We start from the raw sequence: 13,507 nt of genomic DNA, 5'->3' as shown, positions 1-13,507 counted from the left end.
GGGCCTCACCTCACCTCGGCCGAGACACCGGCCCGCTGGTAGAGCACGGGGTCGAAGGGGGTCGGACCGCCGCAGGTGGCGAACCGGGGTCCGTCCGGGTCCTGCCCGTCGTGCCGGGTGCCGTGCGGCACACCGGGCGCGGCGTACAGCACGTCGCCGGGCGAGGCGTCGTACCAGCGGTCCGCCAGGTACAGCTGTCCGGTGCCCTCGATGACGACGAACGCCTCCTCGCTCTCGGGGTGGACGTGCACGTTGAAGTACTCGCCCGGGTCCATCACCCCGCAGTGCAGGCAGAGTTGGGGCGTGCCGGTGCCCGGCCAGAAGAGGAAGTTCATCGTGGCGGTCCGGTCGGAGGCGGCGACCTCCCCGGTGCCGGAGAAGCCGCGCAGCTGGGTCTCCTGGTTCCACAGCGAGCTGAACCGGCGGGGGGCGGTGCCCGGTCGGCGCCCGTCCAGCAGGCGGCTGCGCCACACGTAGGCGACGAGTCCGCCGTCCTCCGCGGACAGGGTGTAGGCGTCGCCGGTGGGTGCGTACACGGTGCCGGCGCGCTCCACCGGGGCCCGTTCGGCACCGGAGGTGGCGGTGCCGCGGCCGGCGAAGACGACGACCACGTTCTCCTCCTCCGGCGAGTCGGCGGGACGCCAACGCGCGCCGGCGGGGACGCGGACGACGTCGAGGCGGACGATGTGCGCGCCGAGCGCGGGGCCCACCGCGGTGGCCACCTCGCACCCGTCCTGGACGCGGAACCGCAGCTCGTCCGCACGGACGATGGCTCCGGGCACTGCTGCGACAGTCATGGGGTCACACCTTTCCGGGGTTGTGCGGGGGCGTGTGCGGCGCTCGGGTCAGCCGTCGGAGGCGGGCCGACCGCCCTTGCCCCAGTGGGTCCGCTCCACGTCGCGGACGATCACGGTGACGGCCTCGGCGGGGCAGTGGGCGATGCGGGAGACCGTCGCCGTGATCTCGCCGATGAGGGCGCTGCGCCGCTCGTGGTCGTTTCCACTCCACCAGTCGACGGTGATGACGGGCATGACGGAGCCTTCCTTGTGGGGTTGACGTGTACGGGACCGCGCCGGAGCGGACGGGCGCGGCGCGGCGGGTGGCACCCCGGCGCCGGACGCGGCGCGGGAGGGGGCGGGGCCGCCGGGGCGTCAGACGACCTCGGGCGACAGCCCGGCGGCCCGGTAGAGGGCGGGGTCGTACGGGACGGGTCCGCCCACGGAGACGAACAGGTCGGCCGCGTCCGGGCCGGCGGGGTTGCGCGTCCCGTGCAGCACCCCGGAGCGTGCGTAGACGCCGTCGCCGGGCTCCATGTCGAGCCAGGTGTCGCCCAGGAAGAACTGGCCCCGGCCGTCGAGGGCGAAGAGCGCGTCCTCGGCACCCGGGTGGCCGTGGATGTTGAAGGTGTTGCCCGGGGCCGCCATGCCGCTGTTGATGCACAGGTGGGCGCAGCCGTTGCCGGGCCAGTGCGGGAAGTTCATGAACGCCCGGCGCTCCTGGTCCACCGGCGCGATCTCGCCGGTGCCGGCGAACGTGCGGATGGCGGCGGACTCGTCGTACACGGTGTTGAAGAGCAGGGGCGCGGAGCCCCGGGGGCTGCCCTCCGGCAGCGGGGCCCGCCAGAAGTACACGGTCATCTCGTCGGCGTCGCCGTCGGCGGCGGCGGTGAAGGCGACGGAGCGGCCGGCGGGCGCGTACGCGGTGGAGCCCTTGCGGACCTCGGCGCCCTCCCCGTCGATCTGCGCGGTGCCGTGGCCGTCGAAGACGATGGCCGTGACTTCCTGGACGGCGTACGGGGCGGGCTTCCAGCTCGCACCCCGCGGGATCCGGACGATGTCGACCGAGACGAACTCGGCGCCCACGTGCGGGCCCACGGGCCGGCTGACCAGGCAGCCCTCCTCGGCGGTGAACTCGAGCTCCTTGCGGCGGATGACCAGGCCGAAATCGGTGTGCTGTGACATCAGGTTCCTCTCCAGAGGTCGGGGCAGGACGGGGCGGGGCCGGGGCCCGGGCGGGGTGGGGCGCGGGCGGCCGGGCGGTGTCCGCCCGGGGCGGCTCACGGCCGGGCCGCGGGCGCCGGTACGTGTCTGGTGACGATCGACGCGAGGGCGCCGGTGGGGTGGTCGAGCGCGACGTCGAGCGAGGGGACGAGCCGCTCGCCGTGGACGGCGGCGTACAGGGGCAGGGACGGCCTGCCGCCCTCGGCGGCGAGTTCGGCCTCCAACCGCTCCGGGAGCGGCAGGAGCCGGTCGAGGTCGAGGCCGGCCACGCCGAGGAACTGCGGGGGTGTGTGCGACTCGCCGAGTTCGGCGAGGAAGCGGCCGAGCACCCCCGTCATCTCCTCCTCGTACGAGGCCATCCGGTCCGCGCCGATGGCCGCGGAGATCCCCATGCGGTGGGCGTGGCCCACGTTGACGTGGTTGGGGCAGATGAGCGTGGTCAGGGGCCGCAGCGGGTCGCCGGGGCCCAGCGCTGCCGCTTCCCCGGCGGAGAGCGGGTGCAGCCGGCGGTCCGCGCCGATGCGGCGGAGGTGGAACCCCTGCCCGTAGAGGGCGCGGTGCCAGCGGGGGAACGCGTCCTCGCGCAGCGAGAAGGCGTTCATGACGTCGACGGGGATCTCGACGGTGCCGTCCGCCACGTGCAGGCCGGCCGCCCGCTCCAGGCCCATCCGGTACATCATCGCGAAGTACGCGAACGTGGTGGCGTGCCGGGCCAGGCGCAGCGCGTGCGCGTCGGTCGGGGCGAGGTCGTCGCCCGGTACGTCCGGGACGTCGAGGGCCATCAGCACCTGGTGGCGGTACTTCGGCTGACCGCTGAAGAGCGGGGTGCGGGCCAGCCGGCCGCGGCGGTCCAGGCGCCACCACACGTGCGGCTTCCAGCGGTTGTCGCTCAGGTTGTTGTGCGTGAGCTGGGTCCGCAGGTGGGTCCCCCCGCCGCCGTTCGCGTCGCCCGTGGCCCGGGTCAGCAGGCGCAGGCAGAACCAGGGGAACGCCACCATGGGAGCGAAGGCGTTCATGCTCACGTGCGTCGAACTGTGCACCACCATAGGCGAGTCCACGAAGCGGTGCAGGGCGGCGTCGTCCCAGCCGAGCAGGGCGCGGACGGCCTCGCGGTCGCCGGCCGGCGCGCGGTGGACGCGGGGCTCGATCTCGCGGACGAAGTCCGCGAGCCGCTGCCGCCGCTCGCGGGTCTCCGCGTCGGGCGGCCCCGCCGGCCGGAACGCACCGATCAGCTCGCCGAGGGTGGGGCCCGCGGCGGCCGGCCCCGACGGCGGGCGCCGCTCGACGGTGGTGGTCATCGGGGCCCGTCCGGCACGGGCGCGACGGCGACGGCCGACCAGGCGCGGTGCGGGACCTGGAGGACGTCGCCGGGGAAGCGGTCGCGCAGGATGCCGGTGAGCTCGGCGGAGAACGCGGCGACCTCCTCCGGGGGGAGGCTCGCGCCGACGCCCGCGCTGGCCCGGATCCGTCCGGTCCATGCCTCCGGCGTGTAGGGCACGTCCAGGTCGAAGGAGAAGGTCTCGATGGACCGGAAGCCCGCCGCGGCCAGGTCGGTCAGCCAGCGCGGGTAGAGGCCCGTGCCGCCGCCCATGGACCAGGCCGGGTTGTACTTCATGATGAGGTCCTCGGTCGCCGCGACCATGTTGCCGGGCAGCGGGAGCCAGTCGAAGTGGGTGATGACGACGTGGCCGCCCGGCCGGAGCAGGCGCCGGACCTCGGCCGCGGCCTTCGGGGCGTCGAACCAGTGCCAGCACTGCCCGGCCGCCACGACGTCGAAGGACGCGTCGGGCAGCCCCGTCGCCTCGGCCGTGGCCACGTGGTAGGCGATCTCGACACCGGCTGCCGCGTCGAGGGCCCGGGCCTGGTCGAGCAGGGCCGCGGCCGGGTCGATGCCGGTGACCCGGGCGCCCGCCCGGGCGAAGAGCCGGGCCAGGCTCCCCGTTCCGGTGCCCAGGTCCAGGACGTCGCGTCCGTCCGCCTCGACGCCGCTCCCCGCCAGCCTGCGGATGACCTCCGGAGGGAAACCGGCGCGGTGCCGACCGTAGTCCTCGGCGGTCAGTCCGAAGTCCGGGTTGAATTCATTGGACACGCGGTCCTCCGTTTGCAAGGTCGAGCCCATGTGCGGGAAATCAGTGAATGATCACCGCTGCAGACGCTACCCGGAAGCCGTCGAAGTGCACCAGGGCATTTCGGTGATCTACGTCACGTGGACGCTCCGGGGTATGCGCGATTAGGTTCGCGGCGGATCACCCGCGCCTTTTTGCGATTTTGCGCGAATAACCAGAGACATATTTACGGGAGAACTGTATGCAGACCGGACCTGCCGTGCTCCACGTCGGTTGGATGCCCCGCGCGGTCGCCGCGCTGGGCCGGGCCGGGGCCCGCGTCACCTGCGTGGTGGCCCCGGCGGACGCGGAGGCGGCCCGCGCGGCCGGCGCGGCCGCCGTCGTGGTGCCCCAGCCGTCGAACGTCGAGGGCGTCCTCGCGGGCCTGGCCCGGACCGGACAGGCACTCGAGGACTACGACGTGATCTGCAGCGTTCTGGAGTTCTGCCTGGTCCCGGCGGCCGTGCTGGCCGAGCTCGCGGGCCGGCCGCGGGCCACGGCCCGGGGCACCCTGGCGATGCGCGACAAGTACCTGCAGAAGCACCTGGTCCGGGAGGCCGGGGTGCCGACCGCCGCGTGCACGGTGGTGGCGGACCTCGGCGCGCTGGACGTGCGGGAGGTGGCGTTCCCGAGCGTGCTGAAGCCCCTCGACGGCGGCGGCGCCCGGCACACCTACGTGCTCCGCGACGGGAATTCCGCCCGGGAATACGTGGACCGGGCGACGGTCGGCGGAAAGGGCCCGTGGCTCCTCGAGGAGTTCATCGACGGTATCGAGTTCCAGGTCGACGGAATCGTCCGCGACGGTAAGATCCGGGTCCTTTCCGTTTCCCGCTACCTGCAGAACCTGATCGAGGTGCACGAGGGTGGACTCGTCGCCCACGTCGCATTGCCGCCCACCGAATATCCGGAGCTTTACGCAGGAATCCACTCCCTTGCCGAGGACTCGTTCGCGGCCCTCGGATACGTCGACGGCCCCTTCCACCTGGAGGTGTTCCAGGAGCCGGGCGGGCGGATCCTGTTCGGCGAGTGCGCGGCCCGCGTGGGCGGGGGCCGCACCGACGACGTCGTGGAGCTGGCGTTCGGCGTCGACCTGCGCGACGAGTGGGCGCGCGCCGTGCTCGACCGCCCCACGGCGATCGGCGACCTGCCCGCGCACCACGGCGACGCGGTCTTCGGCGGGATGAACCTGCCGGGCCCGGCGGGCCGGGTGCGCGCCATGCCGACGCTCGACGAGGTGCTGGCGCGGCCGGGCGTCGTCCGGGCGACCTTCGACATCGCGCCGGGCCAGGTCATGCCGGACGTCACGGACGCCTCGCACCTGCGGGCCGGCCTCGCGGTCGTCCGGGGTGCGGACGACCGCGAGGTGGCGGCACGGATGCGGGACCTGGCCGCCTGGTTCGCCGGCCGGGTCGAGCTGGAGCCGCCCGCCGCGGAGTGACCACCGCGCGGTGACCGCCGCGGGGTCAGCCGCGTACGGCGGCGAACTCCGCGGGGTCCAGCAGGTCGGACATCGGCCGGTCCGGCTGCCCGGTGAGCAGGTCCAGCGCCTTCACCAGGCAGCCGGCGAACCCCTTGACGTACTCGGGGGCGTACTCCGACTCGTAGTGCAGGGCCTGCAGGCGCAGGCCCTCGCCCTCGCGCAGCAGCCACATGTGCAGGCCCGGCGAGTCCGCGTCCTCGGTGAGGTGGTGCGTCGAGACCGTGACGCCCTCGCCGAAGCCCAGGCCGCCGCCCCACACGTCGTTGTACATGAAGTACACGCCGGGGTCCTTGCGGAAGCCCGGGGGCAGCTCCGGCCAGATCCGGCGGCGGACGAACATGGCGGGCATGTCGCCGTGCGCGGTGGCGCCCAGGATGCTGGCGCGCACGGCGGAGACGAGGTCCCGGAACGTGCCGGAGAGGTCCACGTCGGTGGTCGGGAAGACGCCGTTGGCGAACCAGCCGACCGTGCTCTGGTACGCCCCGTCCAGCCGGTTGGCGTTGGTGGTCAGCAGCGTCACGCGCCCCTGCCCGGTCGCCAGCGCGACGAGTGCCTTCACCACGGACATCGAGACGCAGTACGGCGTGGCCCGCAGGTCCTGGCAGGCGGTGCGCAGCCCGCGGGCCGTCGCCGGGTCCAGGTCCCACACCAGCGACGCGGGCTTCGACAGGCCCTCGGTGCCCCGGTAGCCGGGCAGCCGCAGGGCGAACTCGGCGGGGTCCGGGGACAGCTGGCTCCGCCAGTAGTCCGCCAGTTCCTCGGCCCTGCCGCCCTGCCAGCTCTCCCACTGCCCGGCGGCCCAGTCCGCGTAGGCGCCGGACTGCCCCGTGCGGTCCGGGAGTTCGGTGCCGCGGTAGGCCGCCGAGAGGTCCTCGACGAAGGTGTCGAGCGACCAGCCGTCCGCGATCATGTGGTCGAAGACGAACACCAGCAGGGCCTCCGCCTCCGCGCGGCGCACCACGAGGGTCCGCCAGAGCGGGGCGCGGGACCGGTCGAAGGGCTCCCGTACGAACCCGCGCAGGAACTCGTCCACCTCGGCGTCCGGCACGCCGCGGTAGTCCATGACCGCCAGGTCCGCACGGGCCCCGGGGTCGACGGCTTGCCGGGCGACGCCGTCGGCCGCCGTGAAGGAGGTGCGCAGGGACCCGTGGCGTTCGGCGACCCGGTTCAGGGCCGCCTCCAGCCGCTGCGTGTCGAACGGGCCCGAGACCTTGAACACGGCGTGGAACTGGAGGATCGGGGCCTGCGGGTCGCGCAGCGACGACAGCAGGGCCCACTCCTGGGCCATGGAGGCCCGGCCGGCGTGCCCGCCCGCGGGCCGGGGTGCCCCGTCGCCCGCGGCGCTCCCGGCCGCGGCCGCCACCAGGTCGGCCACGTCGGCGATGGTGTCGGCGGTGAAGAAGGTGCGCGGGGGGACCTTCACCCCCAGTTCCCGCTCGATCCGGCCCAGCACCTGCAGGGACAGCAGGCTGTCCCCGCCCATGTCGTAGAAGTTGTCCTCCGCGAGGACCGATTCGTCCTCCAGGACGGAGCGGTGGATGTCCAGGACCCTGCCGCGGATCGTCTGGTCGTCACCGGCATCGCGGGTCATGCGTTCTCCTTCGGCGGGACGGGGCAGTACCGGGCGTAGAACTCTTCGATGATCGAGGTGACCGGGCCGTCCGGGCGCACCACGTCGGCGTGCACACCGGGCATGACGACGCAGGAGAAGCCCGGGTCCCGGCGGGCCAGCAGGGCGGCCCGCTCGGCCGGCGGGATCACGTGGCTCTCGCTGGGGATCACCAGGAGCACCGGGATGCCGGCCGCCGTGAGCATCCCGATGAGGTGCGTGTAGTCGTACTCCCACTTCAGGAAGCTCGACTCGGCCCACTCGCCGCCCTCGATCCGGGCCGGCCGCCGCTCCAGGGACTGGTCGAGCAGGACCACGCTGCGGACCCGGGTGGGGCCCAGCGCGACGGCGTGGACGAGGGCGACCAGGGCGCCGTACGAATAGCCGATGACGTGGGCGGGCGCGGTGAGGCGGTCGGTGATGCGGTGCACGTCGGCGGCGTAGTCGAGGGGGGAGTAGCCCCACGCCGGCGCCGGGCTCGGGGGGTGGTCGCGCAGCGTGGGCAGCAGGGCGAACTCGCCCTCGGGGCACAGCGCGTCGCTCAGGAAGCGCAGCTGGGTCCGGTCGTCCTCCAACCCGTGCAGCAGCAGGAGGGGAGCGCCCGCTCCCCGGACGCCCGGCCGTCCGGGCACGAGGTCGTGGTCCAGCAGGGCGACGTGCTCGACGTCCCGCAGGTAGGGCCCGCCGGGGGCCGGTGCCGGCTCAGTCACGGTTCTCGCTCCAGGCCTTCATCAGGGCGGCGCGGTCGGTCTTGCCGTTGACCGTGCGGGGCAGCTCGTGGACCACCTGGTAGCGGGCCGGGTGCATGTAGGAGGGCAGCGTCGCCGCGACGTGCCGGCGCAGCGCGCGGACGTCGGGTTCGGCCCCCTCCTTGCCCAGGACCACGCAGAACAGCCGCTGCCCGCCGTCCGCCGACTCGCGCGGCCAGGCGACGGCGTCGAGCACGGAGGCGTGGGAGCGCACCGCCGCCTCGATGTCGCCGAGTTCCACGCGGTGGCCGCGCAACTTGACCTGGAGGTCCGCCCGGCCGTGGTAGACGAGCGCGCCCTCGGCGGTGCGGCTGACGAGGTCTCCGGAGCGGTAGTGGCGGACCCCGTCGGGACCCGCCGGGACGACGGGGAAGCGGTCCTCGTCGAGTTCGGGGCGGTTGAGGTAGCCGGCCGTCACCTGGGGTCCGGACAGCCAGAGTTCGCCGGGTACGCCGGGCTCGGTCACCTCGGTGCCGTCGGGGCCGGCGATCCGGACCGCGAAGCCGTCGAGGGGGGCGCCGATGACCGACTCCGTGCCGTCGAGATCGCGATGGGTGACGTGGTGGAACGTCGCGTGGACCGTCACCTCGGTGATGCCGTACATGTTCACCAGCCGAGGGCGGTCGAGCCCCACCGACCCCGCCCAGGCGCGCAGCACCGGCGGCGCGAGCTTCTCGCCCCCGAAGACGATGTAGCGCAGGTCGGGCAGCGGGCGGTCGGCGTTCTCCCGGGCCCGCGCCAGCATGGTGAAGGCGGTCGGGGTCTGGTTCAGCACCGAGATCCGCTCGTCCGCGAGCAGACCGATGAGGTCCTCCGGCGCCCGGGTGACCCACTGCGGCGGTACCACGAGTGCCGCGCCCGTGGACAGCGGGCCCCAGACCTCCCATACGGAGAAGTCGAAGGCGAGGGAGTGGAACAGCAGCCAGCGGTCGTCCCGTTCGAACGCGAAGAGGTCCCGGGTGGCGGCCAGCAGCGCGACGACGGCGGCGTGGCGCACCGGGACCCCCTTCGGCCGCCCCGTGGTGCCGGAGGTGTAGATGACGTAGGCCAGGTCCTCGCCCGAAGGTGCGGGTAGGGACTCGGGCGCGGTCGGCGCCGGGCCGTCGGCCAGGGCGTCGACGGTCGCCGCCGTGGTGCACGTCAGGTCCGCGCCCCAGTCCGGGTCCCGCTCGCCGACCAGGTGGCGGACCCCGCTGTCGGCGACGATGAAGGCGTTGCGCTCGGCCGGGTTGCGCAGGTCGAGGGGGACGTACGCGGCCCCCGCGCGCAGGATGCCGAGGAGGGCTGCGACGGCTGCGCGGCCCGCCTCCATGCGCAGGGCGACGGCGTCTCCGGGGCGCACTCCGGCGGCGTGCAGCGCGTGCGCGATGCGCCGGCTCCACCCGTCGAGGGTCCGGTAGTCGGCACGGCCCGTCTCGTCCGACACGGCGAGCCGGTCGGGGCCGGCGGCGGCGCTCGCCGTGAACACGTCGACGAGGGAGCGCGGGGCTCCGGCGCCGGGCGTGGCGGTGGTGGCGGCGGCCGCGGCGGCGGTGGTGGTGGCGGCAGTGGTGGTGGTGTCCATGGTCACCCCCGGTCCGTGGCGGAGGCGGGCAGGTCCATGCCGTCGAGCGTGCGGGCGCACGGGCAGGAGCGGTGCTCGGGCAGGTGGCCGACGGTCCGGAGCATCAGCCGGCGCAGCCGTTCCGAGTTGCGCGCGAACACTTCGAAGACGGCCTCCTGCGCCACGCTCTCGGAGGCGTCGATCCCCGCGTCGAGGTCGGTCACCAGTGCCACCGAGGTGTAGCAGAGCGCCAGTTCGCGGGCGAGCACCGCCTCGGGGTGCCCCGTCATGTTGACCAGCGACCAGCCGGCCGAGGCGTACCACTGCGACTCCGCCCGGGTCGAGAAGCGGGGTCCCTCGATCACCACCATGGTCCCGCCGTCGTGCACCGCGTCACCGGTGTCGGCGGCGGCCTCCAGCACGGCGGAACGGCCGTCCCCGCAGTAGGGGTCGGCGAACGAGACGTGCACGGCGCCCTGGTCGTGGTACGTCTGGACCCGGCCGCTCGTACGGTCGACCAGCTGGTCCGGTACGACGATGCTGCCCGGGCCGAGGTCGCGCCGGAGCGACCCGACCGCGCAGGGGGCGAGCACCTGGCGCACGCCGAGCGCCCGCAGGGCCCACAGGTTCGCCCGGTAGTTGATCCGGTGCGGCGGCAGGGCGTGCCCGCTGCCGTGCCGGGGGAGGAACGCCACGCGGCGTCCGGCGACCGTTCCCACCGAGACGGCGTCGGAGGGATCGCCGTACGGCGTGGGGACGTGCTGCTGCTCGGCGTCGTCCAGCAGGTGGTAGAAGCCGCTGCCGCCGATGATTCCGATCTCCGCCACCGGCGGTTGTTGCGCGTTCATGCCGTCCCTGCCTTCTGCCAGGTCTCGCCGAGTGCCGGGTGGGCCAGCGAGTCGATCGTGGTGTGCCCCGGGACCTCCGGTCCCGCGGGATCGCCGGGTCGCCGGACGCCGACCGTGCGCCAGCCCGCGGCCGCGGCGGCCCCGAGTTCCTCCTGCGTGTCGCTGAGGAAGAGGAGCGACTCCGGTGGCGTGCCGAGCGCACGGGCGATGGCCCGGTAGGAGTCGGGGTCCCGTTTGCCGCCGGCGGTCTCCAGGTCGAAGTGGCCGGCCAGCAGCCCGGTCAGGTCGCCGTGGGCGGTGTGCGCGAACCAGTCGCGCTGTGCCGCGACCGATCCGGACGAATAGATGTGCACGGGCAGGCCCGCCGCGTACCAGCGCCGCAGGGCCCCGGGCACCTCGGGGTACACGTGCCCGGTCAGCGCGCCGGCGGCGTACCCCTCGGCCCAGATCAGCCCCTGGAGCGTCTTGAGCGCCGGCGCCTTCACGTCGGCGTCCGTCCAGGACGTGAGCCGGGCGACCGCCGCGGCCTCCGCCGGGCCGGGGTCGCCCGCGCCGGGCGGGAACCCCGTCGCCGTGAGTACGGCGGACCACTCGGGGGTGCCCCGGTGTGCGGCGAACCACCCGTCGAAGCGCTCCCGGGCGAACGGGAAGAGCACGTCGCGCACGTGTGAGGCGGAGCCGACGGTGCCCTCGATGTCGAGCACCACCGCCGCGACGGCGGTCACCGCTCCCCCGCCAGCAGCGCGTCGAGGTCGGGGAAGGCCGCGGCGAGGGGGTCGCCGGTGAAGTCGCCCACCCAGCCGTCGGCCTCCTGGAAGAAGCGGACGGCGCAGAACTCCGGTGTCCGTCCCATGTCGAACCAGTGGCGGGTGCCCGCCGGGACCGACAGGAGGTCGCCGGCCTCGCACACCACCGCGTACACGCGCTCCCCCACGTGGAGGTAGAAGCAGCCCCGCCCGTGGGCGAAGAACCGCACCTCGTCCTCGGCGTGGCGGTGCTCGGCGAGGAAGGTGCTGCGGGCGGCGGCCGCGCGCTCGACCCAGGCGGCGCCGGGCTCGGGCAGCAGCTGCGCCACGTCCACGACCCGCATCCCCGAGCGCGCCGACAGGGCGTCGACCTCGCCGCGGTAGAGCGCCAGGACCTCGTCGGCGGTGCTCGTCGGGGTGACGGCGCCGCGCACGGGCCAGCGGTCGAAACCGATGCCCAGGGCGGCCAGTTCGGTACGGATCAGCCCGGCGTCGCGGCTGCGCAGGACCACGTCGGCCGGGTCGTCGTCCGGCATGACGACGAGCAGGGTCATGAGGTCGCTCCAGTGGGGTGGGGGACGGCGGTGCGGGGGGCCGGGGGCGTGGGACCGACGAGCAGGTGGAGTCGGCAGATCGCCTCGACGCACTCCAGGCGGTTGCGGGCCTGGGCCAGGTCACGGCCCCAGACCGTGACGCCGTGGTCGGTGATGAGCAGCGCCGGTGCGGCTCCCGGCCGGTCGGCGAGGTGGTCGTGGACGCGGGCGGCGATGCGGGTGACGTCGGGGTCGTTGGCGAAGACCGGGAGCGCCGTGCGGCTCGGATCGTCGAGCCCGAGGCCCTTGAGCAGCTCGTACCGCTCCAGGACGAGCTCGGCCGGGCCGTGCTCGGCACGGTGCTGTTCGGCCGGGCCGTGCCCGGCGCGGCCCTGTTCGGCGCGGCCCTGTTCGGCCGGTCCCTGCTCCGGCACGCCGGCGAGGACGGCCGCCGCAGTGGCGTAGGGCGAGTGCACGTGGATGACGGCGCCGGCGCCGGTGGCGCGGTAGACGGCGGCGTGGATCGCGGCCTCCGCCGAGGCGCGCAGGGGACCTGGGGCCAGCGGGGCACCCGTTCCGGCGTCGATCGGGACCATGTCCCGCTCCGTCAGCCCGCCCTTGTCCAGGCCGCTGGCGGTGATGAGGGCCCGGTCCCGGGCCGAGCCGGGCACCCGGGGCGTGCGGACCGACAGGTTGCCGGAGGTGCCCGGCATCCAACCCCGCTCGTACAGGACGCGGGAGAACGTGGCCAGCTCGCGGGCCGGGGCCTCGTCCCCGGGCTCGGCGCCGGCGGCACCCGGTCGGAACACCTCGCGCTCGGTGACGACGGCGGTGATCAGTTCGGCGGGGGTGACGTCGAAGGCGGGGTTGTAGACCCCGGCGTCCGCGGGCGCCGTGGCACGGCCGGCCAGGGACGTCACCTCCGCCGCCGGCCGCTCCTCGATCACGATGCCGCCGCCGTCGGCGAGGTCGGGGTCCCTGGTGGCCTCGGGGGCCACGACGACGAAGGGGATGCCGTGGCGGGCGGCCGCCACGGCCAGACCGTACGTACCGATCTTGTTGGCGGTGTCGCCGTTGGCGGCGATGCGGTCCGCGCCCACCAGCACGCAGTCGACCAGGCCCTGCGCCATCGCCGCGGCGGCCGCCGCGTCCACGCACAGCCGGTACGGGACACCGGCCTCGCCCAGCTCCCACGCCGTGAGCCGGGACCCCTGGAGCAGCGGGCGCGTCTCGTCGGCCAGCACCTCGAGGACGCGGCCGCGGGCGGCGAGTTCGACGATCGTGCCGAGGGCGGTGCCCACGGCGCCGGTGGCGAACCGGCCGGTGTTGCAGTGCGTGAGGATCCGCAGGGGCCGGTCCGGCGTCAGGGACTCGACGAGCTCCGCCGCCCGGGCCACCATGGCCCGGTTTACCGCCACGTCCTCGGAGATCATCTCCAGCGCCGCGTCGAGCACCGCGCGCGGACCCTGGGGCAGGTGGCCGAGGACCCGGTGCACGGCCCAGGCGAGATTGACCGCGGTGGGCCGGGCCTTCGCCAGACGCTCCGCGTCGGCCCGTACGGCCGGCTCGTCGACGCCGTCGCCAGCGCCGCCGTGCTGATGGGCGTGGGCGGACAGGGCCACGCCCAGGGCCCCCACCAGCCCGATGGCCGGTGCGCCCCGGACGGCCAGGCTCTGGACGGCCTCGATCACCTCGTCGACGGTGCTCAGGCGCAGCGGCCGGTGCTCGTGCGGGAGGGCGCGCTGATCGGTGGTGAGGATCGCGCCGTCCTCCCAGCGGATGGACGCCTTCATCGCAGACCGGCTGCCGTGCGGAGGGCGTCGACGCGGTCGGTGCGCTCCCAGGTGAAGTCGGGCAGCTCGCGGCCGAAGTGGCCGTAGGCGGCGGTCTGGGC

General features: G+C 74.6%; 13 protein-coding genes. 1 reads left to right on the top strand and 12 read right to left on the bottom strand.

Translation table 11 applies throughout. From position 1 onward, the window contains the following. Window positions 1-5: 5 nt before the first annotated feature. The 5 genes from IF43_RS0100070 to IF43_RS0100050 form a co-directional block, all read right to left on the bottom strand. The gene (locus IF43_RS0100070) at window positions 6-797 is read right to left on the bottom strand and encodes a cupin domain-containing protein (protein WP_030192337.1); all 792 of its coding nucleotides are present in this window, start codon (window positions 795-797) and stop codon (window positions 6-8) included. 48 nt (window positions 798-845) lie between these two features. Continuing rightward, complete coding sequence (locus IF43_RS0100065) at window positions 846-1,031, bottom strand: tautomerase family protein (protein ID WP_030192335.1); 186 nt, start codon at window positions 1,029-1,031, stop codon at window positions 846-848. 120 nt (window positions 1,032-1,151) lie between these two features. Next, window positions 1,152-1,961 carry a cupin domain-containing protein gene (locus IF43_RS0100060; protein WP_030192333.1) on the bottom strand — a complete coding sequence of 270 codons (810 nt, stop codon included), beginning with the start codon at window positions 1,959-1,961 and terminating at the stop codon, window positions 1,152-1,154. Window positions 1,962-2,056: 95 nt separating this feature from the next. Further along, the gene (locus tag IF43_RS0100055; protein WP_030192331.1) at window positions 2,057-3,298 is read right to left on the bottom strand and encodes a hypothetical protein; all 1,242 of its coding nucleotides are present in this window, start codon (window positions 3,296-3,298) and stop codon (window positions 2,057-2,059) included. Further along, window positions 3,295-4,089: a class I SAM-dependent methyltransferase gene (locus IF43_RS0100050; RefSeq protein ID WP_030192329.1), complete on the bottom strand. Its 795-nt coding sequence runs from the start codon at window positions 4,087-4,089 to the stop codon at window positions 3,295-3,297. The genes IF43_RS0100055 and IF43_RS0100050 overlap by 4 nt, the downstream gene beginning before the upstream one ends. Before the next feature lie 218 nt (window positions 4,090-4,307). On the opposite strand from IF43_RS0100050, the gene IF43_RS0100045 reads away from it, so the two are divergent. Next, window positions 4,308-5,543, top strand: a complete 1,236-nt coding sequence (locus IF43_RS0100045) for an ATP-grasp domain-containing protein (RefSeq protein WP_051794424.1) — start codon at window positions 4,308-4,310, stop codon at window positions 5,541-5,543. A 25-nt stretch (window positions 5,544-5,568) separates the two neighbouring features. Here IF43_RS0100045 and IF43_RS0100040 read toward each other — a convergent pair whose 3' ends face one another. Genes IF43_RS0100040 through mtnA form a run of 7 tightly spaced genes read right to left on the bottom strand, consistent with a single transcriptional unit; the run spans window position 5,569 to window position 13,406 of the window. Further along, the gene (locus IF43_RS0100040) at window positions 5,569-7,176 is read right to left on the bottom strand and encodes a condensation domain-containing protein (protein WP_030192327.1); all 1,608 of its coding nucleotides are present in this window, start codon (window positions 7,174-7,176) and stop codon (window positions 5,569-5,571) included. Further along, window positions 7,173-7,904 (bottom strand): alpha/beta fold hydrolase, encoded by a 732-nt coding sequence (locus tag IF43_RS37700; RefSeq protein ID WP_030192325.1) that lies wholly within the window; start codon window positions 7,902-7,904, stop codon window positions 7,173-7,175. Before IF43_RS37700 ends, IF43_RS0100040 begins: the two co-directional genes overlap by 4 nt. Then, on the bottom strand, window positions 7,897-9,507 hold the full coding sequence (locus tag IF43_RS0100030) for an amino acid adenylation domain-containing protein (protein WP_030192323.1): 1,611 nt from the start codon (window positions 9,505-9,507) through the stop codon (window positions 7,897-7,899). Before IF43_RS0100030 ends, IF43_RS37700 begins: the two co-directional genes overlap by 8 nt. 2 nt (window positions 9,508-9,509) lie before the next feature. Further along, window positions 9,510-10,334 carry an S-methyl-5'-thioadenosine phosphorylase gene (locus IF43_RS0100025; RefSeq protein WP_030192321.1) on the bottom strand — a complete coding sequence of 275 codons (825 nt, stop codon included), beginning with the start codon at window positions 10,332-10,334 and terminating at the stop codon, window positions 9,510-9,512. Further along, complete coding sequence (mtnC, locus tag IF43_RS0100020; protein WP_030192319.1) at window positions 10,331-11,059, bottom strand: acireductone synthase; 729 nt, start codon at window positions 11,057-11,059, stop codon at window positions 10,331-10,333. Before mtnC ends, IF43_RS0100025 begins: the two co-directional genes overlap by 4 nt. Then, window positions 11,056-11,634 carry an acireductone dioxygenase gene (locus tag IF43_RS0100015; protein ID WP_030192317.1) on the bottom strand — a complete coding sequence of 193 codons (579 nt, stop codon included), beginning with the start codon at window positions 11,632-11,634 and terminating at the stop codon, window positions 11,056-11,058. Before IF43_RS0100015 ends, mtnC begins: the two co-directional genes overlap by 4 nt. Then, on the bottom strand, window positions 11,631-13,406 hold the full coding sequence (gene mtnA / locus IF43_RS0100010; RefSeq protein WP_030192315.1) for an S-methyl-5-thioribose-1-phosphate isomerase: 1,776 nt from the start codon (window positions 13,404-13,406) through the stop codon (window positions 11,631-11,633). Before mtnA ends, IF43_RS0100015 begins: the two co-directional genes overlap by 4 nt. Between the last annotated feature and the right edge of the window lie 101 nt (window positions 13,407-13,507).

This window comes from Streptomyces sp. NRRL S-87 (genome assembly GCF_000719335.1).
GTDB lineage: Bacteria > Actinomycetota > Actinomycetes > Streptomycetales > Streptomycetaceae > Streptomyces.
This window is presented reverse-complemented; position numbering and strand designations above follow the sequence as displayed.